Source organism: Acinetobacter venetianus RAG-1 = CIP 110063, from assembly GCF_000368585.1.
In the GTDB taxonomy this organism is placed as follows: domain Bacteria; phylum Pseudomonadota; class Gammaproteobacteria; order Pseudomonadales; family Moraxellaceae; genus Acinetobacter; species Acinetobacter venetianus.
The window spans coordinates 326461-351017 of the sequence record NZ_KB849558.1; the positions used below are offsets into that span (position 1 = coordinate 326461).

At 38.6% G+C, this 24557-nt stretch carries 22 protein-coding genes; 6 read left to right on the forward strand and 16 right to left on the reverse strand.

The features are described 5' to 3' along the window. Positions 1-114: 114 nt before the first annotated feature. A complete protein-coding gene (locus F959_RS07005) occupies positions 115-1281 on the forward strand; it encodes an ATP phosphoribosyltransferase regulatory subunit (protein WP_004878617.1) in 1167 nt (388 codons plus the stop codon). Between the two features lie 61 nt (positions 1282-1342). Next, the gene (locus F959_RS07010) at positions 1343-2662 is read left to right on the forward strand and encodes an adenylosuccinate synthase (protein WP_004878619.1); all 1320 of its coding nucleotides are present in this window, start codon (positions 1343-1345) and stop codon (positions 2660-2662) included. A gap of 369 nt (positions 2663-3031) precedes the next feature. On the opposite strand, the gene F959_RS07015 is transcribed toward F959_RS07010, so the two are convergent. Next, the gene (locus F959_RS07015) at positions 3032-3988 is read right to left on the reverse strand and encodes a hypothetical protein (protein ID WP_004878621.1); all 957 of its coding nucleotides are present in this window, start codon (positions 3986-3988) and stop codon (positions 3032-3034) included. A 173-nt stretch (positions 3989-4161) separates the two neighbouring features. After that, entirely contained in the window at positions 4162-5166 is a 1005-nt protein-coding gene (locus tag F959_RS16790) for a helix-turn-helix transcriptional regulator (RefSeq protein ID WP_004878623.1), read from the reverse strand. 213 nt (positions 5167-5379) lie between these two features. Between F959_RS16790 and F959_RS07025 the strand changes: the two genes are divergently transcribed. The 4 genes from F959_RS07025 (at position 5380) to F959_RS07040 (ending at position 9150) form a co-directional block, all read left to right on the forward strand. Then, entirely contained in the window at positions 5380-6933 is a 1554-nt protein-coding gene (locus F959_RS07025) for a circularly permuted type 2 ATP-grasp protein (RefSeq protein WP_004878625.1), read from the forward strand. 87 nt (positions 6934-7020) lie between these two features. Further along, entirely contained in the window at positions 7021-7623 is a 603-nt protein-coding gene (locus F959_RS07030) for an alpha-E domain-containing protein (protein ID WP_004878627.1), read from the forward strand. After that, the gene (locus tag F959_RS07035) at positions 7620-8399 is read left to right on the forward strand and encodes a transglutaminase family protein (protein ID WP_004878629.1); all 780 of its coding nucleotides are present in this window, start codon (positions 7620-7622) and stop codon (positions 8397-8399) included. Before F959_RS07030 ends, F959_RS07035 begins: the two co-directional genes overlap by 4 nt. A gap of 16 nt (positions 8400-8415) precedes the next feature. Then, a complete protein-coding gene (locus F959_RS07040; protein ID WP_004878630.1) occupies positions 8416-9150 on the forward strand; it encodes a proteasome-type protease in 735 nt (244 codons plus the stop codon). Between the two features lie 41 nt (positions 9151-9191). Here F959_RS07040 and alr read toward each other — a convergent pair whose 3' ends face one another. The 14 genes from alr to ppsA all read right to left on the reverse strand — a co-directional run bounded on the left by alr (position 9192) and on the right by ppsA (position 24482). Then, the gene (alr, locus tag F959_RS07045) at positions 9192-10262 is read right to left on the reverse strand and encodes an alanine racemase (RefSeq protein ID WP_004878632.1); all 1071 of its coding nucleotides are present in this window, start codon (positions 10260-10262) and stop codon (positions 9192-9194) included. A gap of 56 nt (positions 10263-10318) precedes the next feature. Further along, complete coding sequence (gene dnaB, locus F959_RS07050; protein WP_004878633.1) at positions 10319-11764, reverse strand: replicative DNA helicase; 1446 nt, start codon at positions 11762-11764, stop codon at positions 10319-10321. A 170-nt stretch (positions 11765-11934) separates the two neighbouring features. Beyond that, entirely contained in the window at positions 11935-12381 is a 447-nt protein-coding gene (rplI, locus tag F959_RS07055; protein WP_004878635.1) for a 50S ribosomal protein L9, read from the reverse strand. A gap of 9 nt (positions 12382-12390) precedes the next feature. Continuing rightward, positions 12391-12618 (reverse strand): 30S ribosomal protein S18, encoded by a 228-nt coding sequence (gene rpsR / locus F959_RS07060; RefSeq protein WP_000090661.1) that lies wholly within the window; start codon positions 12616-12618, stop codon positions 12391-12393. Between the two features lie 11 nt (positions 12619-12629). Further along, positions 12630-13013 carry a 30S ribosomal protein S6 gene (rpsF, locus tag F959_RS07065; protein WP_004878637.1) on the reverse strand — a complete coding sequence of 128 codons (384 nt, stop codon included), beginning with the start codon at positions 13011-13013 and terminating at the stop codon, positions 12630-12632. A gap of 129 nt (positions 13014-13142) precedes the next feature. Continuing rightward, positions 13143-13880: a DUF3142 domain-containing protein gene (locus F959_RS07070; RefSeq protein WP_017196925.1), complete on the reverse strand. Its 738-nt coding sequence runs from the start codon at positions 13878-13880 to the stop codon at positions 13143-13145. A 6-nt stretch (positions 13881-13886) separates the two neighbouring features. Beyond that, positions 13887-15998 carry a PA5441 family protein gene (locus F959_RS07075; RefSeq protein ID WP_004878640.1) on the reverse strand — a complete coding sequence of 704 codons (2112 nt, stop codon included), beginning with the start codon at positions 15996-15998 and terminating at the stop codon, positions 13887-13889. A gap of 86 nt (positions 15999-16084) precedes the next feature. Continuing rightward, positions 16085-16963 carry a heme o synthase gene (gene cyoE / locus F959_RS07080; protein WP_004878642.1) on the reverse strand — a complete coding sequence of 293 codons (879 nt, stop codon included), beginning with the start codon at positions 16961-16963 and terminating at the stop codon, positions 16085-16087. Between the two features lie 10 nt (positions 16964-16973). Then, positions 16974-17303, reverse strand: coding sequence for a cytochrome o ubiquinol oxidase subunit IV (locus tag F959_RS07085; RefSeq protein ID WP_004878644.1), 330 nt, complete (start codon positions 17301-17303; stop codon positions 16974-16976). After that, positions 17303-17923, reverse strand: coding sequence for a cytochrome o ubiquinol oxidase subunit III (gene cyoC, locus F959_RS07090; RefSeq protein ID WP_004878646.1), 621 nt, complete (start codon positions 17921-17923; stop codon positions 17303-17305). The genes F959_RS07085 and cyoC overlap by 1 nt, the downstream gene beginning before the upstream one ends. Before the next feature lie 4 nt (positions 17924-17927). After that, positions 17928-19919 carry a cytochrome o ubiquinol oxidase subunit I gene (gene cyoB / locus F959_RS07095; RefSeq protein ID WP_004878648.1) on the reverse strand — a complete coding sequence of 664 codons (1992 nt, stop codon included), beginning with the start codon at positions 19917-19919 and terminating at the stop codon, positions 17928-17930. A gap of 3 nt (positions 19920-19922) precedes the next feature. Continuing rightward, on the reverse strand, positions 19923-20975 hold the full coding sequence (cyoA, locus tag F959_RS07100) for a ubiquinol oxidase subunit II (RefSeq protein ID WP_004878650.1): 1053 nt from the start codon (positions 20973-20975) through the stop codon (positions 19923-19925). 297 nt (positions 20976-21272) lie between these two features. Next, the gene (locus F959_RS07105; protein ID WP_004878652.1) at positions 21273-22037 is read right to left on the reverse strand and encodes an RDD family protein; all 765 of its coding nucleotides are present in this window, start codon (positions 22035-22037) and stop codon (positions 21273-21275) included. A 66-nt stretch (positions 22038-22103) separates the two neighbouring features. Continuing rightward, positions 22104-24482: a phosphoenolpyruvate synthase gene (ppsA, locus tag F959_RS07110; RefSeq protein WP_004878653.1), complete on the reverse strand. Its 2379-nt coding sequence runs from the start codon at positions 24480-24482 to the stop codon at positions 22104-22106. Between the last annotated feature and the right edge of the window lie 75 nt (positions 24483-24557).

Sequence of the window (24557 nt, forward strand, 5' to 3'; positions counted from 1 at the left end):
GCATCGCATAAATCTTCGTGCTACACTACGCTGAATCGGGCATTCACCCGATTTTTTTATGTGGTTGCTTTTTATGTGGATGCCTCCACATTGAACAGATTTTAGGTTTGAAACATGACCATTTCAGAGACATGGTTGCTACCAGATGGGGTAGCAGATGTATTGCCAGAACAAGCGCAAGTCGTTGAAACTTTGCGTCGCGCAGCTTTAGATTTCCTTGCAGTTCGAGGTTATCAATTGGTATACACACCATTTATTGAATACATTGAATCGTTGTCGTCATTATCAGAATCTAATCAAGATTTAGACTTAGTGACTTTTAAAGTCATTGATCAGCTTTCTGGTCGTTTGCTTGGTGTGCGTGCAGATATGACGCCACAAGTTGCGCGTATAGATGCGCATGTACGACCAATTGAAGGTGTGGCTCGCTATTGCTATGCAGGTACTGTGCTTCATACTAAACCACAGAATTTTAATGCAACGCGTGCGCCTTTACAGCTTGGTGCAGAGTTATATGGTCATGACAGCATTGAAGCTGATGTTGAAATGATTGATGTGATGTTGGCTTTGATTGAGCATACGCATACTTTAGATGGCGCTCATTTAGATTTAGGTCATGTTGGTTTATTCCGTAGTTTAGTAAAGCGTGCTGGTTTAAATAAAAATACAGAAAATCAGCTCTCTGATTTATATCAGCGTAAAGCATTACCTGAACTTGAAGAGTTTACTAAAGATCTTGCAATGGGTGCTGATTTTTATGCTTTAGGTCGTTATGCGAGTGATCTAGATGCATTACAAACGCATCTAAGCCAAGATATTTTAAATGATATTGATTTTAAAAATGCATTTGATGCATTGAAATCTACTTTGACTCAAATTCAGTCACGTTGGTCTAATTTAAATATTGGAATCGACGTTATCGAGTTACGTAGTTATCACTATCATACTGGTTTGATGTATGCCATTTATGCGCCAAATCGTGCTGCGCCACTTGCACAAGGCGGCCGTTATGATGGTATTGGTGAGCACTTTGGACGTGCACGACCAGCAACTGGTTTTAGTTGTGATTTATACGCTTTAGGCGCAACTCAATTTGTAGAAATTGAAACGATTGTTGCACCTAAAGGAAGTGAACAAGATTTATTAAAAGCAATTGCAGATGCACGTCTGAACGGTTTACGTGTCGTGCAGTTGTTAGGTAATGATGATTTAAGCTCAGTGCCATATGCGACACATCAAATGGTGTCTCAAAATGGGCAATGGGTCATTGAAAAAATTTAATTGCTAAGCTGACTCAACAGCTTGGTTTCCAATTTTAACAGCATGATGTAATGAGGCTATTATGGGCAAAAATGTTGTGGTACTTGGTACCCAATGGGGCGACGAAGGTAAAGGTAAAATCGTCGACCTGCTCACAGATCAAGCGGCTGCCGTTGTACGTTATCAAGGTGGTCACAATGCAGGGCATACGCTTGTCGTAGGTGGTAAGAAAACTGTATTACACCTCATTCCATCAGGTATTTTACGTGAAAACGTATTGTGCTTAATTGGTAATGGTGTGGTGTTATCACCTGAAGCTTTAATCAAAGAAATGGCAATTTTGGAAGAAGAAGGCGTACCTGTTAAAGAACGTTTACGTATTTCTCCAAACTGTCCTTTAATTTTGCCAAACCATATCGCACTTGACCAAGCACGTGAAAAGAAACGCGGTAACGCGAAGATTGGTACAACTGGTCGAGGTATTGGTCCTGCATACGAAGATAAAGTTGCTCGCCGCGCTGTGCGTGTTGCTGACTTGATTCGTGGCGGTGAATTGCTTGAAGAAAAACTCAAGGAAATGCTTGAGCTTCATAACTTCCAACTTTCTCAATTCTATGGCGTTGAAGAAGTTAAGTTTGAAGACGTACTTGCACTTTGTAACGCTTGGCGTGAAGTGCTTGCACCATTAGTGATTGATGTCACTAAAGTGTTACATGATTACCGCAAAGAAGGTAAGGCAATCATGTTCGAGGGTGCACAAGGTTCTTTACTTGATATCGATCATGGTACATATCCATTTGTTACGAGTTCAAATACCACTGCTGGTGGCGTAAGCTCTGGTTCGGGTATGGGGCCATTACATTTAGATTATGTATTGGGTATTACAAAAGCATATACAACTCGTGTAGGTGCTGGTCCTTTCCCTACAGAATTGCACTATGATGCTTCGACAGATACAGGTGATGCAATTGGTCGTCATTTAGGTACTGTGGGCCATGAATTTGGTGCTTCTACTGGTCGTCAACGTCGTTGTGGTTGGTTCGATGCTGAAATTCTGCGTCGTTCTGTAGAGGTGAACTCACTATCTGGTATTTGCTTAACTAAACTTGATGTATTAGATGGTTTAGAAGAAGTTAAAATCTGTGTCGGTTATGAAGATGTGGATTCGGGTTGTGCAGGTTCTTCTGATGCGATTTCATTTGAAAGCTTGAAGCCAATCTATGAAACAATGCCAGGTTGGAGCGAATCTACAGTTGGCTTAACTCAAATTGAGCAACTTCCTGCAAATGCATTGGCTTATGTACGTCGTATCGAAGCTTTAATTGGTTGTCCAATTGATATCGTTTCAACTGGTCCTGACCGTGCAGAAACAATCGTTTTACGTCATCCATTTTCAGCTTAAGCTAATGGTATGATTTAAAGCTCCCTTTGGGGAGCTTTTTTATTTTATAGATTTATATATTCAGTATATCTAGCAGAAAAATAGCTTTTAATTGCAATCTTTGTTACTTCTCTAGCTAAAAAATCATTGTTATATTGGTTCTTCATTTAAATAAAGAGGGCTTTTATAATGACCAAAAAGCGGATTCGTTATAATGGTTATGAACTTGCATGCTGTTTTTAATTAAACTCATCGTGATCATACAGTTCAAGCCAATTTTAAACAGTGGGGGAAATTGGCTTAATTCAAATTAATCTAAGAAAAAAATACTGATTATTTAGGATAAATTATATAAAAATTTTAGAGAACCTTGATGGTTCTCTTTTTTATTTATAAACCAGTTGATCCGTTTAGATAGCCAATACCTAATAAAGTACTATCCACTTTAGTATTAGAGAAAATGACCTCATAATTATTTGAATTATATGATGTATTTCGACATGGTGTGCTTTGTGGTGTGCATGAGAAGAATAATGTTAGGCCTGCTGAGGAAGCTGGTTGATAATAAAAACTATTGACCTGATTGTTCTTGATTAAAATATATCCCCAAGCCTCCCAAAAAGATCCGTCTCCTAAATGTAAGGTCGCTTCATTATGATTTGTAAAATCAAGTTGATGATAGTCACTAATTACACTGAAACTTTCCTGACTTGACGGATTTGTTGACCATTTGAGTTCATGATTTTGACTCGTTGTTAATTGCACATTAGTCGGAGCCTCTGTAAGTGTTCCTTCAACATAGCCTGCAAGAGTAATTGTATTGAGCTGTCCATCTGACCATGATGATTTGGTTAGTAATAAGTTATTAAATTTTAGCTTAGCTTGACCTGTTCTCATATTGATTGAGTTGATAATGTTTGTACATGGATTATCTTCTTCTGAGCAGTAGAATTCTTTGTTGTAGGTTAATTCCTGACCATTTTTCTTAAATTCTATGAGTTTGATTGAGTATGGTATTGAGTTGACTAACTGATCATAGTGGGCTTCTAACCGGTAAAGTGTATTTGTATCAATATTAAAATCAAACTCTAATCGATAGCTTATCTTGAACTGATCATTTTCTTTATTAAAAATTTGAGTATAGCGATAGACTGGAGTATCTACATTTGTTGATTGAGCAGAGGGTAGTGATGTATTTAAGAATTTTAAATTAGTTTTAACTTCACTCATTACTTTTGGTGGGGTGTAACTACTATCCGAGTTTGTAGAGCTACCACCACAGGCCGATAAAAAGATAGTTGTTGTAATAAGTCCTAGTAAGGAAATATATTTAATGTGGTTATACATTTTAATTCTACCAATAGATATTTTATATAAATTATCTGTCTTCAATGACTGATAATTTGTGCAAAGCTATTATATAGAATATTATGTATATTTTACCATCTGTTATTAGTCACCCTAATCAACTTACTCCATCTTTATAGTAAAGTTTAGGTATATATAGTATGTAAAAATATTTATTTTTCTTCAATTTCTTTGACTGCATTATAAACAACAGTTGGTTCGATATTTAGTAGCTTTTTGCCAAAACTTCTTAGCCACCAAACGAGCTGAGATGTAAAAGGAACATTTGCTGAGACTTCAACAATATTTTCTTCTAATGGCGTGATGATCTGGTCTTTACTTAACTGACTTTCATAAAAGCTTTTGGCAGTATTCTCAGTCATTGTGAGTTTAAGCTGAATTTGTTCAGTCGGTTTACTGTAATCGACACGGAAACCTAATGCACCAGAATCAATATAATGATCAATGTCAAAATTTACAGGATGTAAGGCACGGCTTTCTAAAACGGTGGCTGCTTTAAAACGGTGCAGCGCAAAAGTTTGGACATCAGTTTTATCATTTCTCGTGCAAATAAGATAAATAACAGCACCTCTTTGAACCAAAGCGAGTGGATTCAAAATATACGTTTTATCTTCGCCTTGGTTTGTTCGTGCGCTGTAAATGCACTCAATTTGTTTATCTTGCAAAAGACCTTCATAGATCGCTTGTTGAGCTAGTTTATCGACCATTGGTGGAATGAGTGGTTGATTGGCAGGCACAATACGAACGCGATTGATCCATTGTCGAACGTTATTTTGAGTCGATAAACTGCGTTTTGCGAGGTCGAACCAAGGCATCATTTCTTCGAGTAAACTTGGTGGTAGCAAATGTCTTAGGTGTTCCTCAACCATCATAAACGTAACAGCTTGAGAGCTAGTCATATGTGGCAAGCTTTGAATTGGTGCATCTGAGCGCCAGCGCCAACCTTGAGGAACTGTTTTGTTGCTTTCAATTGGAAAGCGTTGTGCAATTTGATTTAGATCACGTTGAATGGTGCGTAAACTAATATCGATCCCTTCTCGTTCTAATATTTCTTGAAGTTCACGTGTTCCCATCCATTTCCCTGTCGAGAGACGAGATAAGATTTGCCATTGGCGATAAAGACTATTGGATGTTTCTTTTTCTTGTGCAGATGACATATGCGTAATAAATAATTCAATGCTCTAAAGCACACACAATAAAAAAACTATTGGCATTTGGCAAGCGCATCATATCGAGATTACGTATTTACGACTGAAACGTCGGCAGCTTTGCAGGAGTATGTTTAGGCTGTATAAAAAATATCCATCAGATATAAGTGGCATCGAAATTGCTTTGCTAGTTATATAAATAAATGATGAGACGAGGTTTCTATGTCAGAACAAGAACACAACCTACATGTCAGCACAGATTATTATGCGCCAGATCAAACGGCTGCAGCAGTATCAGTACATTCGTCTACATTTATTCAACAGCTCAATGTCACACCAAATTTATTTGAGCAACTCAAATCGCAATTTTTCAACGAAATGTTAGACGATAAAAGTATTAACGGTGAAGCTTCTAAAAAGATTGAACAATGGTTAAGTCTGCGTAGTTTGGAGGATCTTAAATTACTTGGTGCACAAGCTAAACAACATTTTCTCTATCAAGGTATTACATTCAACGTTTATGGTGATCATGAGGGTACTGAAAGAACGATTCCTTATGATTTAATTCCAAGAGTCATTGAAAAGAAACAATGGGAAAAAATTTCAACAGGCTGTGCACAACGTGTCAAAGCATTGAATCTATTTTTAGATGATATTTACCATCAACAAAACATTTTAAAAGATGGTTTGATTCCAGCAGCTCAAATCATGTCGCATGAAGCATTTCAGCCACATATGTTGAAGCATAATCTAAAAGGTAAGATTTATTCGCAAATTAGTGGGATTGATATTATTCGAGACGGTCAGGGTGATTTTTTTGTACTGGAAGATAATTTAAGAACACCATCTGGGGTGTCTTATATGATCGAAAGCCGCAAAATCAGCCAAACACTCATGCCTGATTTATGTTCTAGTAATAATTTACAGGGGATTGAGCAATATCCAACTTTACTAAGAGAAGTTTTAGCAGAGAATGCACATGTCGATAATCCGTTGATTGTTGTCTTAACACCGGGACGTTTTAATAGTGCTTATTATGAACATGCATTTCTGGCCCGTGAAATGGATGTTCCACTAGTGACAAGTCGAGATTTATTTGTTGAAAATGATCATGTTTTTGTGAAAACAGTTCGTGGCCGTCAGCAAGTGGATGTGATTTATAGACGTTTAGATGATGATTTCTTAGATCCTTTAACTTTTAGACCAGATAGCACGCTTGGGGTTGCAGGGCTGATGTCTGCTTATCTGCAAAATAATGTAGTGATTGCAAATGCGCCGGGAACGGGTGTGGCAGATGATAAGTCGATTTATCCTTATGTTGATCAAATGATTCAATATTATTTGGGAGAAAGTCCAATTCTAAATAATGTGCCAACTTATCAATGTCGTGATGCTGAGCATTTGGATTATGTATTAAATAACTTAGAAAAGTTGGTTGTTAAAGAAGCTCAGGGATCTGGTGGCTATGGCATGTTGATTGGCCCTCAAGCAGACCAAGAGCAAATAGAAGCATTTAGACAGAAAATTATTGAGTCGCCATGTCTTTATATTGCTCAGCCGACATTAGCACTTTCTGTCGCACCGACTTTAACGACGGAAGGTGTTGCTGAAAGACATATTGATTTACGTCCTTTTGTATTGAGCTCTCCTTATCGTACTGAAATCGTGCCGGGTGGATTGACCCGTGTTGCAATGCAAGCAGGCTCTCTAGTTGTAAATTCCTCTCAAGGTGGTGGAATTAAAGATACATGGGTTGTTGAAACACTACGATCTTAGAATCTTCCACATGGAACTTTAGCTTAAACACTTATTTAAACATGAGTGAGTGTTTAGGTCTTTTATTAACGATAAGGGAGGACATTTATGCATTTACTCAGCTCAAGCGCACAACATATTTATTGGTTAGGACGTTATTTATTTCGCATCGGTTATGTTGCTCAACATTTGCCTTTTACAAATGACCAGCAAGCCGAGACATTTGCTCAAGCATTATGTTTACATATTGATGATGCTGAAAATTTGAATCAGTTTATGCTTGATCCGCAGCAACCATATTCTTTAATCAGCCAGCTTGAGATCGCTAGAGATAATATTCAAGAACTTAGAGGCCTTTTAACAGCAAAAGCATATGCAGAGTTGAATCATTTAATCAAAAATGTGAAGTGTGAGGCTGAAAATATTCGTGCAGTAATTGATGATTGCTGTGAAATTCTAAAAGCTGAACAACCAGATATATTTTTATTTTTTTATTTAGGGCAAAGCATAGAGCAAATAGATACTTATTTTCGGTTCCAACATAATATTCACAATGTATTAGAAACGGTTGATCCAGTTGTCGTTCAGTTATATGACTTAGGATGGCAAGACTTGCAAAGCACTTGGGAGATTCTAAAAAATCAACCTTATGTGAACCAGTTCTATGCCTTTACATACCAGCTAGAAAATCAATTTGAGGTATACGCATGAAGCTGATGGTGAATCATCAAACGCATTATCGTTATACTCAGATTGCACGAAATAGTGTGCAGTCGATTAAGATGATGCCTCAGAGTTCGAGGCATCAGACGATTGAAAACTGGCATATTAGTGTTCCGGGAGAATACGCCTGTAAAAGAGATGCCTTTAATAATTTATGGATCACGGCAACTCAAAGACATGATTATCGCTACCTGACGATTATGGCGCAGGGAATAGTTGAGCTTTTTGACACCGAACTTGGTTTTTTTGAAATTGATGTTTCGCCTATGTTGTTTCTACAGCGTACTGCGATGACGCATTGTGATTTAATGATGTTTGATTTTGCGCAGTCGGTAATCAAAATGAAAGATCGTCAGCATTTGATACTTTTATCTGAAAAAATATTACAACAAATGCCATATCAGCCTGAGAGTACTTCAGTGACTACCGCGGCGATTGATGCATTTTATGCAGGCCAGGGGGTTTGCCAAGACCATGCACATGTGTTTATCGCTATGTGTCGTGCCTTACAGATACCAGCTCGTTATGTTTCTGGTTATTTGTATGACCAGAACCAACCACACCTCGCCAGTCATGCATGGGCGGAAGCTTTTATTGAAAATGAATGGTATTGTTTCGATATTAGTAACCAGATATTTACGCCTCAAAATCATATCTATGTTGCGGTTGGTCGAGATTATCTCGATGTCGCACCAGTACGTGGTGTGCGTGAGCAAGGCGGAGTAGAAAGTATGATGTCTGTGGTTCAGGTTTTAGCTTGTTGAGTGTAAAGAGAGAAAGATGACCTATTGTTGTGCATTAAGATTAGAGCAAGGTTTGGTATTGATTAGTGATACTCGGACGAATGCAGGGGTCGATCATATATCTGTTTTTCGTAAATTACATACCTTTGGTGTTGAAGGTGAACGATTTATCGCGCTACAAACAGCGGGTAATTTAGCAACAACACAGGCCGTTATTGGACATTTACAAAATGCTTTGGCCTTAGATCAAGAGCCTAATTTATATACCGTAAAAACAATGTTTGAAGTTGCAGAACTTGTGGGCAAAACATTACGTAAAGTTTTAGAAGACATCACGACGGATACGCAAGAGCAAATGAATTATTCTTGCAGTATTTTAGTAGGTGGCCAAATTAAAGGGGAGGATATGGAGCTTTATAATGTCTATCCTCAAGGAAATTTTATTTGTGCGACAACGGATACACCATATTTTCAGATCGGTGAAAGTAAGTATGGCAAACCTATTTTAGATCGTGCTTTACATTTTACAATGCCTCTAGATGATGCATTGCGCTGTACCTTGATTTCTTTTGATTCGACTCTACGATCAAATGTTTCTGTTGGGCTGCCTTTAGATGTCTTGGTTTATCATAAGGATAGTTTCTTGATTCCAGAAGGGAAGAGAATCAATGAGGAAGATCCTTATTTTAGTCAAATTAGTAAGCAATGGTCTGAGACATTAAGACGTGGTTTGCAGGAATTGCCAAAGCCAACTTCGGATTATGGTTTGTAAAACTAAAAATCCAAGCAATTGCTTGGATTTTTTCAATATTTTTATTTCAATTTTCGCACTGGTCGGTTACTCAGTCTGCATAGTAGCTCATAACCAATAGTACCGTTTGCAGTCGCAACATCATCCACTAAGCGAGTATTTCCCCAAAGTTCGACTTGAGTGCCTATTTCAGCTTTAACCTGACTAATATCAATTGCAATCATATCCATGCTTACTCGCCCTACAATAGGAACAAGTTGCTGATGAATCGCAACAAAGTTAGGGTGAATAAATGCTCGTGGATAGCCATCCCCATAGCCAATTGAAACTATGGCAATATCAGCATTTTGTGTAGCAGTATAAGTAGAACCATAGCCCACATATTCGCCTTTTTGGATATGATTCAGTGCAATAATTTCTGCACTAAAAGTCATCACTGGCTTTAAGTCTAGGTCGTGCACAGTTTTATCTGCAAATGGGCTCGCACCATAAAGCATGATACCTGGGCGGACATAATCAAAATGTAGCTCTGGATATTTATAGATTGCAACAGAATTACAGCATGAAGCAAGGATGGGTCCACAAGCCTGTTTTACAGATAAAAACTGTTCAATTTGCTGCTGATTGAGTGGGTGATCTGCATCAGCATTGGCGAAATGCATGGTCAATACACAGGTGAATCCTTCAGCTTTTAAGCATTGAATAACATCAATAATTTCATTTATTTTGAAGCCTAGGCGATTCATACCACTATTGAGTTTGACCCAAACCTTTAAGCCTAAAGCGTTATAAGCTTGTTTGTGAGCGAATAGCCATTCAACTTGTTGACGATGATGAACAATACATTCAAGTTTCTGCTCAATCACTTGCGTCATTTCATCTTCAGAAAATATGCCTTCAATCAAGGTAATGGATTGTTGATATCCCAATCGCCTGATTTCTAAGGCTTCCTCTAAGCAGGCGACACCAAAAGCATCTGTGGTATTTAAGGCAGCTAAGCAGTTTTTGACTCCATGTCCGTAAGCATTGGCTTTTACCATACTTACAATTTTTGAATGTGGTGCAAGTTGTTTGACACGGTTTAAATTATATTGAAGTGCTTGACTATCAATATAAACTGTTGCTTGGCGCACCCTGAGTACTCCTTTGGGACGGCTTGGGAAGATATATAAGAGCTAGAAATTAAAAATTATTCCTCGTCATCATATTGAGCATAGAACTCAGGCGAGAGATTACTAAAACGCGTATATTGACCTTCAAAAGCAAGGCGAACAGTACCAATAGGACCGTTACGTTGCTTACCGATAATGATTTCTGCTGTACCAGCTTCTTTAGATTCTTTGTTATAGACTTCATCACGGTAGATGAACATGATCAAATCGGCATCCTGCTCAATCGCTCCTGATTCACGTAAGTCTGACATAACAGGGCGTTTGTTTGGTCGGTTCTCTAGACTACGGTTAAGCTGTGAAAGTGCAATCACAGGACAATTCATTTCTTTGGCCAAAGCTTTAAGGCTTCGTGAAATTTCAGAAATCTCGCCGACACGATTGTCGCCCATACCTGGAACTTTCATCAACTGTAAATAATCGACCATGATACAGCCAATTTTACCGTCATGCATTTTTGCAATTCGACGTGCACGAGAACGTACTTCTGTTGGTGGTAGTGCTGAGGAATCATCAATATACAAATGCTTTTCTTGAAGTTGAAGAATCGTACCTGTAACTTTTGACCACTCATCACCATCAAGTTTCCCTGAACGTAAATGTCCTTGGTGAACTTTGCCGTAAGAAGAAATTAAACGCATCGCAATGGAGTCGGCTGGCATTTCCATTGAATAAACCAGCGCGGGTAAATTACAGTTAAATAAAACACTTTCAACTAAGTTCATTGCAAAGGTTGTTTTACCCATAGAAGGACGTGCAGCGACAATAATTAAGTCACCTGCTTGCATGCCATAGGTTTTATTGTCTAGCTCAAGGAAACCTGTCGAAAGACCTGTGATATTGCCATCCATTTTGGATAGTTCATCGAGCTTGCTAATCACATCAGCAGTAACTGAGCTAATTGATTTAGGGCCAGCATCCTTTTTATTGTTATTGTGCTGTTCTGCTAACGAAAAAATATTGGTTTCAGCTAAATCTAAAATTTCACTGACAGGTCGACCTTTCGTATCATAAGCATTTTGTAAAATATCACTACTGACTTTAATCATGCTGCGTAGGGTTGAGAATTCTTTAATTTTATTGGCATAGGTTTCCAAGTTATAAAAACTTGAAGGGGAGTCTGCCATGAGTTGCATTAAATATTCTTCACCACCAATTGCATCTAATAGGTTTTGCTTGAGCAACCAGTCATTAACGAGTACAGCATCATAAGGTGAGTTTTCTTGAGCAAGCTTTTCAATTGCGCGATAAATATATTTGTGGCGCGTCGCGTAAAAATCATTTTCTTTGAGTAAATCACCCACTTGCTCAAATGATTCTGCAACAGTCATTAGTGCTGCTAAAACTGCTTGTTCAATTGCAAGGTTATGGGGGGGGGTCCTGAATTCTTTGAGTTGACCTGAGTCATTCACTTTACTCTCTGTGTTGGGAGTATTTTTTGCAAAATTGGCATTTGCCTGTGACATAACTAGACCTAATAAAAAAATGAAACCGTAAATGAATGACTATCTTAATCCAAATGGATTCAAACAGGAGGGTTTAATTGGAATAAAATTGTTTAATTGGTGAAAAAGTACAGCCTAAATTTTAGGCATAAAAAAAGAGCATGTAAAACATGCTCTTTTCTTTGCAGAAATTACTCAGATACGATAGTAACGAGAACTTCAGCAACAACATCATGATGCAATTGGATTGCGATGTTGAATTCACCAGTGTGGCGAAGCGCACCGTTTGGTAAACGAACTTCTGCACGGTCAACAACAAGACCAGCATTAGTTAAAGCATCAGCGATGTCACGAGTACCGATAGAACCGAATAGTTTACCTTCGTCACCAGCTTTAGCAGTGATCACGATGTTAACTTCGTTCAATTGTTCAGCACGTGCATTCGCAGCAGCTAATACTTCAGCTTCTTGTTTTTCAAGTTCAGCACGACGAGCTTCAAATGCAGCAGTGTTTGCTTCAGTTGCAGCTACAGCTTTACCTTGAGGGATCAAGAAGTTACGACCGTAACCAGCTTTAACTGATACTTTGTCGCCTAATTTACCAAGGTTCTTAATGCGTTGTAATAAGATAATATCCACGGCTCAACCTCACTTATGATTGTCAGTGTAAGGAATCAAAGACAAATAGCGAGCTTGTTTAATTGCTAACGCTAATTGACGTTGATAACGAGCTTTAGTACCTGTAATACGGCTAGGAACAATCTTGCCATTTTCAGTGATGTACTGTTTCAAAGTGTCGATATCTTTGTAGTCGATGTACGCAACATTCTCAGCTGTAAAGCGGCAGAACTTGCGACGACGGTAAAAACGTGCCATTGATGTTCTCCTTATTCAGCTTCTTGAACTGCTTGTTGTGCTTCTTCACGTTGAGCTTTACGCGCACGTTTTTCTTCAGCACTCTTAGCAAGTAAAGATTCTTCAGTAATTGCGTTTTCACGACGGATGATGATGTTACGAATGATTGCGTCGTTATAACGGAATAATTCTTCTAATTCATCAAGAGTCGTTTGACCACATTCAACATTCATAAGAATGTAGTGTGCTTTGTGAATTTTGTTAATTGGGTAAGCCAATTGGCGACGGCCCCAATCTTCTAAACGGTGAATTTGACCTTCAGCTTCTTTGATCTGAGAGATATAGCGTTCAACCATACCTACAACTTGATCGCTTTGGTCTGGATGTACCAATAGTACGATTTCGTAGTGACGCATTGTCAGCTCCTTACGGTTTAAGCAGCCCCTAAATATAAAAATTAGAAGCAAGGAGTCATAACTAAAAAGTTATGTCGCAAATTGCGAAGCTGCGATTTTAGACACCTTTCACTAAAATCGCAAGTTAATTCATGTTTTTGATCGAAGCAAAAAGATCACATAGCCTTTAAAATTGGGATCGTTGGTGTATTTCACATCTTTTTGATAGCGACCACCTTGTACAAAACCAATTTTATAGGGCAGCTTTAAGCTCGAAATTCGCTTTAAGTATTGTGAATAATTCGGAATCGTGGTTGTACCTTGATAGGTTTGAATAATTAACTCATTAATATTTTGTCTAAAAATAGCTAAGGTCGTTTGATCTTTAAAATTAGTCCAATCAAGCAAGCCAGTAATACTCAATTGATAGTTTTGAGGAAGTTTATGTCTTAGTTTTTGTAGGAATAAGGCGTAATCTCTAAGATTCTTGGTTTTGCTATCAAAATCAATTTGAATACCAATGACATTGTTTCCTTGATTTTTCCACTGAGCGAGACGATTAAAAATATTTTGGTAGTCCTGTTCAGTCCAATTTAAATGATGAGTCCTAAACACTAACCAGATTTTTTGATGGGGGAGTTTTAAAACAGAAATACCTTGTGGAATAAGGATAGAACTTTGCTTTTGTTTAACGTAGCGAATCTCACCTTGTAAGATATAAAGCTCTTTTGCATTGATTAGATAAGAGGCGGTTTTAATGTCACCCCAAATCCAGAAACTGTCAAAATTATTTGCATCAATTGTTGAAGTCGCTGACTGTGTGGGTTGGCATGCATTTATGCTAAACATGAGAAAGAAGCACGCAACAAGCTTTATTAACTTCAACATATTGATTTACCAATAATACTTCAGTGATTTTGCCCACGACGTATTTGGATACTCTTTTTTAATCCGATCAAACCAATTTTTTCGTGTTATTGAACTCACTTCAGCATCATTGCAATCATTTATTCCGCTTGGTGCATAACACTGTACAGCACGATAAAGAGCATAAGCTTGCAAGTCACCTTTTGATGAAGACTTGATAATGTCTTTATACACTTGCCCACGAGAAAAAATCTGTCCAGAAAAACTTGAATGTTGCTTTTCGGCGTAAGTAAGTTGCTGTAATGAATATCCTTGTTCACTCCGAATATATTCACCTAAACATACATTTAATAATGGATCTTTGGGTGAGGAAATGAGTTGTGTAATTAGCGTTTCAAGACGATTACATTTGAGTTGAGGCGTAATTGTTGTTCCATTCCATATAAATTCTGCAAATTCAGGCTTGCTTTTTAATTGTTCGTTTGGGCTGTTATAACCTTGGTATTGATCTGCATTTTTTGGCATGTAAGCATAAGTTTGTTTGAATAATGCATAGTCTTGGTGGATTAAACTTTTACTTAATAGGGTAAAAGTTGCTGCTTGTTTTTGATCAATCGTACTTTTATCTGACTGGATAATCGCTTGTAAGCTTTTTGCGTCAGCAACTAGAGTAATAAAGTTTCTTTGAAGATTTGCTTGGCTAATTTTTGCAGTTTTACCAATAAATGCAGAATAGTCTTGTTTTGCATTTAGGTGATTTGAGAGAGCGGTTTCAAACAGCGATTTTTGATAGTTATCTTTTGCATGTGCAAGTAATTGTCCCCAGTACGCCTCAGCAGTATTCTTTTGCCCAGTTTTTTCTAAAATTTGACCTCTCAAAAAAATCTGACTGAGTTGCAAATAGTTTTTAGCGGTATAACTTTCTTGTGGAAGATAACTAAGCGCTTCTTTGGCTTTATTTTGAATAAAGAATAGATGCGTCGCCTGTAAATATTGAAACAATTCCTGCTGATCTTTGAAGTAAGGCTTTTGAGCATTCAATTGTGTCCATGAAATTGGACGATATTGATCAGAGGATGATTTCCTCATATACATGAGATCATAGGTTGCCAAAAAGAATGGATCTTTGAGCTGTTTGGGATCGAAATTCCGGCTTTCAAAAATACGGCGGTTAACTTCAGCAGGGAGTTGATTGACCGTCAGATTGTAAAACTTTGATTTTGGATTTTGGATTTGCCATACAATTTCATTAATCAGTAAATCTTGTCGTCCAGCAAGCCAAAAACCACGACGCATAAAACCACGAGCACTCGCGACATATTGCCCATTTGGATAGGTCTTTAAATAGGTGCTAATGTGATCTAAAAAGGCTTTTATGAGAGGGGCGTTAATTTTGTCTAAATTTACGTCGCCGTATTGATTCATGCCAGTTGCATAAGCGGCATTAAGCGATGTACGAATGAGCATATATTGCGAAGTTTCTTTTAACCAAGTATCTTCAACGGTCGCGAGAACGGTATATATTTTAGTAGCTGCTACATAATTTGCTTTATAAAATAAAATGCTGGCATTGAGATAGGATGCATATTGCCTAGTGGTTACAGACCAATTTGGGTCTACCGCAATTAGCTCAATTTTGTCACCACATTGATCTACTTTTTCTCTCGCTTGAATCAGAATTTGTTTTTCATTTTCAGGAATTAATTTTTGTTTTTTTACTTGGGAATTAAAAACTTGTTTACCTGAACTCAATGTTGCACAGCGTTCATCAAAAAACGTATCGTCACTATCAAGTTGTTTTCTTTGATTTGGAATTTTATTACTGACAACATAAGGGAAAGAAGAGGCTTCAAATGGAACTGAGCCATAAAAAGCATCCCATAAATTTGGATCAGCGGATAATGGTGCAATCGTTGCTAAGCCTGAATCGCTGAGCAATAACAACATATTAGTTTGATTATCATTGGCTGGGTAGAGAATGGGTAAATTGCTGCAAGATTGATATTCATTGCTATTCATAGCGAAATCAGGTTCACAAGTGATATCCGCACCTGCATATGCAATATGGCTATGATAAGCAATGAATGAAAAGCACGAATAAATGATAACTTTTGAGATTAGATTTTTATGTAGATTCATTATGGTGATAAATATTAATTAATTATTCAGCAAAATGATAACAATAGAAGCAGAGAATAAAAAGATAGAGATATCCTCTATCTTTTTTAGAAAAGAGGGAACATAGGTGCAGGACTTTTGAAAGTAAAGCTAAAACTCAAACTGATCACAGTAATTAAAATTACTGAAAATAAGAAAAAGCGCTTTGCCCAAAGCTGATCATTTTCAGCTTTAAATCCTAAAACACCAATATAGAACCAATATGCGCATAATAAGTTACAGATCACCAAGAAAATAATATTGGTATATCCATAAAAATATAGTGCATTCATAGCAAGTGTAAATAAAACCACATAAATTAGTGATTCAATTTTTGTTCTAAGAATAGAACGTGCTACGGGTAAAATTGGTACACCTGCATTTTTGTAGTCATCAAAACGATAAATCGCGATCGCCCAAGAATGTGGCATTTGCCATAAAGCATATGCAACAAAAATCAACAAGGCCGCCATATCGAACTGATGCGTTACAGCCGTATAACCAATAACAGGAGGACTCGCTCCAGAAATACTACCAATGACGGTTTGATGGATTGTAGTACGTTTTGTCCACAAACTATAAAAACCGACATAGACAACAAAACCAATCACAGCGAATAAAAAAGCATAAGCATTCACATAGAACCAAAGAATGCTAAATCCAATGACACCTAAGACCAATGCATAAAACATCGCAACAGTAGGGGAAATCGTTTTTTTAACAAGTGCACGGTTCATGGTGCGTTGCATTTTTTGATCGATATCTTGATCAATTACATTATTTACGACACAACCAGAGGCAACTACAAAAGTTGTTCCAATCAGTGTAAGTAATAATAAGAGGCAGTCTATAGAGCCTTGGGCGGCTAAGAAGAAGCCGCCCAAGGTGGTAATAAAATTACCGAAGAGAATTCCTGGTTTAGTCAGGAATAAATACTTTTTCCACATGACAATCAGTTTAGATCATCATGTTGTAGTGTAAGTAATTCATAATCCACACAGAGCCGACTAAGAGTACAGCGATACATAAGATTGTGTAGATAAATGCAATAAGATTCCAACGTTGTTCAGACGATGTATTCATGTGTAAGAAGTACACAAGTTGTACAAGAACCTGAGCAACAGCAGTGATTGCAATTACTGTAACTAAAATGCCACGACTGAAACCGCCAGCCATCACCATCCCGAAAGGGATGATGGTGAGGATAACAGATAGGATAAATCCAACAGTGTATTGCTTGAAGTTACCGTGTGATGCACCTGCAGCATTATGGTCATGACTACTCATTAGACAACTCCCAGTAAGTAAACGACGCTGAATACACAGATCCAAACGATGTCAAGGAAGTGCCAGAACAAGCTTAAGCAAGCAAGACGACGTGTATTCGGTAATGTCAAACCATTCTTTTTGATTTGATACATCAATACCAACATCCACACTAAACCAGAAGTTACGTGGATACCGTGTGTACCAACCAAAGTAAAGAACGATGATAAGAATGCACTGTGAGTTGGACCATGACCTGCGTGTACAAGGTGATGGAACTCATAGACTTCCATACCAATGAACGATGCACCGAAAAGGAATGTAATGAATAACCAAGTGATTACTTGATTTACATTCTTTTTATAAGATGCAAGTACAGCAAAACCAAAAGTAACCGAAGAAATCAATAAGGCAAAAGTTTCAGTAAGTACAAAACCTAATGACTCGCCAAATAATTCTTTTGGACTTGGTGTGCCCGGTGGAATATGACTGCTTAATACAGCAAATGCGATGAAGAGTGATCCGAAAAGAATCAAGTCACTCATCAAGTATGTCCAGAAACCAAAGACCGTTAAGTCAGTATCATCATGTTCATGATGACCATCATGGCCGTGGTTGTCGTGATGAAGTACTTCAGCCATTTCCTTAGTCCTTCTTCAAGTGTTTTTCAAGTAACGCGTAGCGTTCATTCTCAATGCGCTCAACTTCAGCAGCAGGAACGTAGTAATCAACATTCTTAGTGAATGAGCTTACGATCAAGCTAACTACAGCAGCAACGAATGAAACAACGACAAGCCACCAAATATGCCAAATTAATGCAAAACCAAGAACAGTAATGAACATTGCAATGACGAAGCCCGCAGCACGATCAGTCGGCATGTGGATATCTTCATATTTAGTGTTACGCGCGTATGCTACACCATTTTCTTTGTCAGTCCAGAAACGGTCAACACCGCTAGCATCTGGTACATGCGCAAAGTTATAGAATGGAGCAGGAGACGAAGTCGCCCATTCAAGGGTACGGCTATCCCATGGATCGCCAGTATGGTCCATGTTGTCCTTACGTTGTAAGAAACCAACGATGATTTGCATTAAGAAACATGCAATACCAATAGCGATAAGAACAGCACCAAACAACGCAATTGCTAAGTATGGGTCCCACTCAGGGTTGTCATATGTATTCAAACGACGAGTCATACCCATGAAACCAAGGATATAAAGTGGCATGAATGCAAAATAGAAACCGATGAACCAGAACCAGAATGCAGCTTTACCCCATGCTTCGTTGAGCTTCCAACCAAACATTTTCGGCCAGTAGAAGATGATGCCGGCAAACATACCGAACACCACACCACCGATAATTACGTTATGGAAGTGAGCGATCAAGAATAATGAGTTGTGTACAAGGAAGTCCGCAGGTGGAACAGCCATAAGTACACCAGTTAAACCACCGATACCAAAAGTCACAAGGAAGCCAAGTGTCCAAAGCATAGGTGTTGTATACGTGATACGACCCTTATACATAGTGAATAACCAAGAGAAGATTTTCACACCTGTAGGAATCGCAATAACCATGGTCATGATACCGAAGAACGCGTTCACGTTCGCACCAGCACCCATAGTAAAGAAGTGGTGAAGCCATACAACGAACGCAAGTACAGTAATCGCGATAGTTGCATACACCATAGACTTATAACCGAACAACGCTTTACGAGAGAAGGTTGCAACGATTTCTGAGTAAAGACCAAATGCTGGTAATACTAAGATATATACTTCTGGGTGACCCCATGTCCAGATCAAGTTCACGTAAAGCATTGGGCTACCGCCAAGCTCATTTGTGAAGAAATGGAAGCCGAAGTAACGGTCTAAAGTAAGCATTGCAAGTGTACCTGTTAATACAGGGAATGATGCAATGATTAATACAGCCGTACAAAGTGAAGTCCACGTGAAAATAGGCATATCCATCAATTTCATGCCAGGTGCACGCATTTTGATGATGGTAACAAAGAAGTTAACACCAGATAAAAGCGTACCTAGACCAGAAACCTGTAGTGCCCAGATATAGTAGTCAACACCAACACCAGGAGAATACTGAATACCAGAAAGAGGAGGGTAAGCCATCCAACCTGTTGCAGCGAATTCACCTAATACAAGTGAAACCATCATTAAGCCAGCAGCACCTGCGAATAACCAGAAGCTTAAAGAGTTTAATAATGGGAATGCTACGTCACGAGCACCGATCTGTAATGGAACAGAAATGTTCATCATACCTACAACGAGACCCATAGCCACGAAGAAGATCATGATGACACCGTGCGCGGTGAAGATCTGGTCGTAGTGGTCAGGATGTAGATAACCTTCGCCGCCGCCTTTCGCGAGGAAAAGTTGTAGACGCATCATGATCGCATCTGCGAAACCACGCAAAAGCATGACAACAGAAACGATGATATACATGATACCGATCTTTTTATGGTCTACAGATGTAAACCACTCATTCCACAAATATCCCCATTTTTTAAAATAGGTGATACCGCCTAGCACTGCAATTCCACCAAGAGCCATCATGACCATGGTAACGAGTACAATCGGCTCTGTTGGGATAGAGTCCCAACCTAGTTTGCCAAAAATCATATCCATGTCTTATTCCCCTTGAGCAGCATGTTCAGCTGCAGCATGAGTTTCTGCCATTGCATGGCCAGCAGAGTGATCAGCACCGTGATAGTTACTCATATAGTGGTTGATAATTGTTTCAAACAATTTTGGTTCAACTGAAGAGTAATAAGTCACTGGATGTGGCTTGTTCGGGAACGGTTTCATAGCTTCGGCTTTAGCAAGAGCTTCTTCATCACCAGCAGCTTTAGCACGATTTACTAAAATCTCAATCTGGTGTTTAGAACGATCACCGTCTTTAAGTGTCGCTAATTCAGCTTGGTCAAGTGTTCCTTTCTGAATTGCTTCAGGATTGATACTTGTGCCATTACCAGCCTTAACTGCTTCAACCCATTGTGCAAATTCTGGTTCAGTCACACTATGAGCTTTAAAGCGCATTTGAGAGAAACCGTAACCTGAATAGTTTGCAGAGAAACCACGGAATACACCTGGTTCATCAGCTAATAGGTGAAGGTGAGTTTGCATACCCGCCATTGCGTAGATCTGACCGCCTAACTGTGGAATGAAGAACGAGTTCATCGTAAAGTTAGAAGTGATCTTAAAGCTTACTGGTGTTTGTTCTGGGAAGCGTACTTCGTTTACCGTTGCAATATTTTGCTCAGGATAGATAAAAATCCACTTGAACTGTTCAGCGACAGCTTGAATAGTCAATGGTGCTTTATCTGATTCTAACGGACGGTAAGGGTCGTACTTGTGGGAACCCCACCAAGTTAACCAAGCTAAAATACCAATAATAATGACAGGAACACCCCAAACAACGATCTCAATTGTCGTAGAGTGTGCCCAAGTAGGTTTATAGTCTGCATCTTTATTCGATGCGCGATATTTCCAACCAAACCATAATGCCATTACGATTGATGGAATTACCACCAATAGCATTAAATAGATCGCAGTCATCATCAGGTTACTTTGACCTTGACCAACTGGACCTTTATTGTTTAGAAGTACCATATCACCGCCACACCCAGTCAAGAGTGCAGCCATCGTTGATAAAGACAATACAGCTAAAATCGTTTGTCTCATTTTACAACCTCGGTGAAGAGTCCCATTCCCTAATTAAATTATGGGATAGCGATTAAAGTGTCGCATGATTGATAAGAATTTTTTGTGAAATGCTTAGCAATCATGCGACACCGCTACGTTGTTGGGCATTATGCCTCATATTGAAAAAGTAAGCTACTCATAAAGTACCTTGAAATACTTGTTTTAAAACCCGATTTATATTGTAGGGATTGTCATGTAACTCTTGTTTTTTTCTATAGATATCAATTTAATATATAAAAAAAGAGGAATAAATCCTCTTTTTTTATGAATTTGTGATTACTGCTTAATCACTTTGGTTTTTGCCAATTTATCGTGCAATGTTTGACGATTTTTACTAAAGCCCAATGCATAATCGATAATCGTGATAAAAGGCATAAACAACATATTTAAAATAATGAATAAAACGCTTCTCAGCCAGAAAGCACGAATCACAGAAACAGGAGTAGAAGTCTCAATATCAACAATCTTAATTTTTGCTAGTTTTTTGCCAATACTTTGACCTGATTTCGCAATAAAGAAAGCTTGAATCATAAGCATGATAATCAAATAAGCAAACATACTCATCCATGCTTCATTTGGAATCAAGTGTATGACTTGTTGCTGTAGTTCGACTGCTTTAGTTGATGCAACTTCAGTCGCTTGCAATTGTTTTTGAATGTCGAATAATTCTTTGTACTGGCTTTCATTGAAAAAGAAAGATGGAATTGCAAGCATAGGTAACCAAAGCATAAGATCTAAAACTTTAGCTAAAGCTCTAGATGCAAAAGAAGCTAACACAGGCACAGGTACTTTCTGCTCAACTTTAATATTAAAAGCAGTATTCTCAGTTTCATTTTTTATTTGGGTACTGAAAGGTGAATAACCTACAGGTTCGTATACAAGTTTTCCTTGAGTTAATTCGCCAAGTGTTTTCCATTCAGTCATACCTTCATGCCAAACTAAGTCAGTGAGTAAGACTTGTTGGCTAGAAAGCATTTGGTTCACTTGTTCTAAACTATAAGGTCCAGCTTGTTGATTGTTACGAGCCAAGTAAATTTGCATAATTTAAAAATCTCAAAGACTAAAGATGAAAAAAGACCCCACGAAAGGGTCTTTTTTTAAAAAAGACTAGGCTTTCTTGATTTGCTCTTCTGCAAGGAAGAACCAAGTATCAAGTACTGAATCAGGGTTAAGTGACACAGATTCAATACCTTGTTCCATGAGCCATTTTGCAAGGTCAGGGTGATCAGATGGACCTTGACCACAGATGCCCACATATTTTCCAGCTTTACGGCAAGCATGAATTGCCATCGAAAGGAGGGCTTTTACTGCTGCATCACGTTCATCGAATAAGTGAGAAACGATACCAGAGTCACGGTCTAGACCAAGTGTTAATTGTGTTAAGTCATTTGAACCGATTGAGAAGCCATCAAAATGTTCAAGGAATTGTTCAGCCAATAAAGCATTGGTTGGTAATTCACACATCATAATAACTTTTAATCCGTTTTCACCACGTTTTAAACCATTTTGAGCAAGCAATTCGATAACACGTTTTGCTTCAGAAACAGTACGAACGAATGGAATCATGATTTGGACATTGGTTAAGCCCATTTCATCACGTACTTTTTTCAACGCACGGCATTCAAGTTCAAAGCAATCACGGAAGTTATCAGAAACATAACGACTCGCACCACGGAAGCCCAACATTGGGTTTTCTTCTTCTGGTTCGTAAAGCTTACCGCCGATTAAGTTCGCATATTCATTTGATTTGAAATCAGACATACGAACAATGACTGGTTTTTCAGCAAAAGCTGCAGCTAGAGTTGAAATACCTTCAACCAATTTTTCTACATAGAATTCGATTGGTGAAGAATATCCAGCAGTACGTGTCATTACAGCAGCACGAGTTTCACGAGGAAGACTTTCGATATTCAACAACGCTTTTGGATGCACGCCAATCATACGATTAATAATGAATTCAAGACGGGCAAGGCCAATCCCTTCATTTGGAATTTGAGCAAAGTCAAATGCGCGGTCAGGGTTACCAACGTTCATCATGATTTTGAACGGTAGTTGAGGCATTGAGTGAATAGAGTTACGTTGAACTTCGAAGTCTAACGCGCCTTCATAGATAAAGCCTGTATCACCTTCAGCACAAGAAACAGTCACTTCTTGACCATCAGTCAATACTTCTGTTGCGTTACCACAACCAACGATTGCAGGTACACCAAGTTCACGCGCGATAATCGCTGCGTGACATGTACGACCACCGCGGTTAGTTACAATCGCAGCTGCGCGTTTCATTACTGGTTCCCAGTCTGGGTCAGTCATGTCAGATACAAGTACATCACCGTCTTGTACTTTATCCATTTCTTTAATAGAAGTTACAACACGTACTTTGCCAGAACCGATACGTTGACCGATTGAACGACCTTCACAAATAACCGTACCGCGTTGCTTTAACAGGTAACGTTCCATTGTGCCAACATTTTGACGGCTTTTTACTGTTTCTGGACGTGCTTGAACGATATAGATTTGGCCATCATCACCATCTTTTGCCCATTCGATATCCATCGGTGAGCCATAGTGTTGTTCGATAATCAGCGCTTGTTTTGCGAGTTCATGTAATTCATGGTCGTTTAATGCAAATTGTTGACGTTCAGGTTTTTCAACATCAACAACAACAACTGATTTACCAGCAGCACCTTCTTCACCATAAATCATTTTTTGGTGTTTAGAGCCAAGGTTGCGACGTAAAACAGCGTGTTTACCACCATTTAAAAGTGGTTTTGATAAATAGAATTCGTCAGGGTTAACTGCACCTTGTACAACCATTTCACCCAAACCGTAAGATGCCGTAATAAATACCACATCACGGAAACCAGATTCTGTATCAAGTGTAAACATTACACCAGCAGCACCAGTTTCTGAACGAACCATACGTTGTACGCCGGCAGAAAGAGCAACAACACTGTGTTCAAAACCTTGGTGTACACGATAAGCAATTGCGCGGTCATTATATAAAGATGCAAATACTTCTTTGATCGCGATAAGAATGTTATCAATACCACGAATATTCAAGAAAGTTTCTTGTTGTCCTGCGAAAGAAGCATCAGGTAAATCTTCAGCAGTTGCTGAAGAGCGTACTGCAACAGCAATGTCTGGGTTGCCGTTTGAAAGTGCTGCGAAAGCCTCGCGAATTTCTTTTTCTAATGCGTTAGTAAGCGGCGTATCTACAATCCATTTACGGATTTTGGCACCTGTTTCAGCAAGTGCAATAACATCATCTACGTTAAGTTGTGCAAGTTCAGCCTGAATGCGAGCGTTTAAACCGCTCTGATCCAAGAACTCACGATAGGCAGCAGCAGTAGTTGCAAAGCCGCCTGGTACCGATACACCAGCATTGGATAAATGGCTGATCATTTCACCCAAAGATGAGTTTTTCCCACCTACGAGTTCGACATCGTGTTTTCCTAATTTTTCCAGACCGATTACGCGCGCTTCCAAAGTATTTACTCCACTTTTTTTGCAGTATGAATGACCATCATTGGTATGAAATTATACGAAAGTGCTTAGAATTAG

What these genes read in the sequence shown, in the direction of transcription:
- dnaB (WP_004878633.1), bottom strand. Translation starts at nt 11,764, where the DNA reads ATGTCACAGGCAAATGCCAATTTTGCAAAAAATACTCCCAACACAGAG.
- cyoC (WP_004878646.1), bottom strand. Translation starts at nt 17,923, where the DNA reads ATGGCTGAAGTACTTCATCACGACAACCACGGCCATGATGGTCATCAT.
- F959_RS07015 (WP_004878621.1), bottom strand. Translation starts at nt 3,988, where the DNA reads ATGTATAACCACATTAAATATATTTCCTTACTAGGACTTATTACAACA.
- F959_RS07105 (WP_004878652.1), bottom strand. Translation starts at nt 22,037, where the DNA reads ATGCAAATTTACTTGGCTCGTAACAATCAACAAGCTGGACCTTATAGT.
- F959_RS16790 (WP_004878623.1), bottom strand. Translation starts at nt 5,166, where the DNA reads ATGTCATCTGCACAAGAAAAAGAAACATCCAATAGTCTTTATCGCCAA.
- cyoB (WP_004878648.1), bottom strand. Translation starts at nt 19,919, where the DNA reads ATGGATATGATTTTTGGCAAACTAGGTTGGGACTCTATCCCAACAGAG.
- rpsF (WP_004878637.1), bottom strand. Translation starts at nt 13,013, where the DNA reads ATGCGTCACTACGAAATCGTACTATTGGTACATCCAGACCAAAGCGAT.
- F959_RS07025 (WP_004878625.1), top strand. Translation starts at nt 5,380, where the DNA reads ATGTCAGAACAAGAACACAACCTACATGTCAGCACAGATTATTATGCG.
- cyoA (WP_004878650.1), bottom strand. Translation starts at nt 20,975, where the DNA reads ATGAGACAAACGATTTTAGCTGTATTGTCTTTATCAACGATGGCTGCA.
- cyoE (WP_004878642.1), bottom strand. Translation starts at nt 16,963, where the DNA reads ATGTGGAAAAAGTATTTATTCCTGACTAAACCAGGAATTCTCTTCGGT.
- F959_RS07070 (WP_017196925.1), bottom strand. Translation starts at nt 13,880, where the DNA reads ATGTTGAAGTTAATAAAGCTTGTTGCGTGCTTCTTTCTCATGTTTAGC.
- F959_RS07035 (WP_004878629.1), top strand. Translation starts at nt 7,620, where the DNA reads ATGAAGCTGATGGTGAATCATCAAACGCATTATCGTTATACTCAGATT.
- rpsR (WP_000090661.1), bottom strand. Translation starts at nt 12,618, where the DNA reads ATGGCACGTTTTTACCGTCGTCGCAAGTTCTGCCGCTTTACAGCTGAG.
- F959_RS07010 (WP_004878619.1), top strand. Translation starts at nt 1,343, where the DNA reads ATGGGCAAAAATGTTGTGGTACTTGGTACCCAATGGGGCGACGAAGGT.
- F959_RS07040 (WP_004878630.1), top strand. Translation starts at nt 8,416, where the DNA reads ATGACCTATTGTTGTGCATTAAGATTAGAGCAAGGTTTGGTATTGATT.
- F959_RS07075 (WP_004878640.1), bottom strand. Translation starts at nt 15,998, where the DNA reads ATGAATCTACATAAAAATCTAATCTCAAAAGTTATCATTTATTCGTGC.
- F959_RS07030 (WP_004878627.1), top strand. Translation starts at nt 7,021, where the DNA reads ATGCATTTACTCAGCTCAAGCGCACAACATATTTATTGGTTAGGACGT.
- F959_RS07085 (WP_004878644.1), bottom strand. Translation starts at nt 17,303, where the DNA reads ATGAGTAGTCATGACCATAATGCTGCAGGTGCATCACACGGTAACTTC.
- F959_RS07005 (WP_004878617.1), top strand. Translation starts at nt 115, where the DNA reads ATGACCATTTCAGAGACATGGTTGCTACCAGATGGGGTAGCAGATGTA.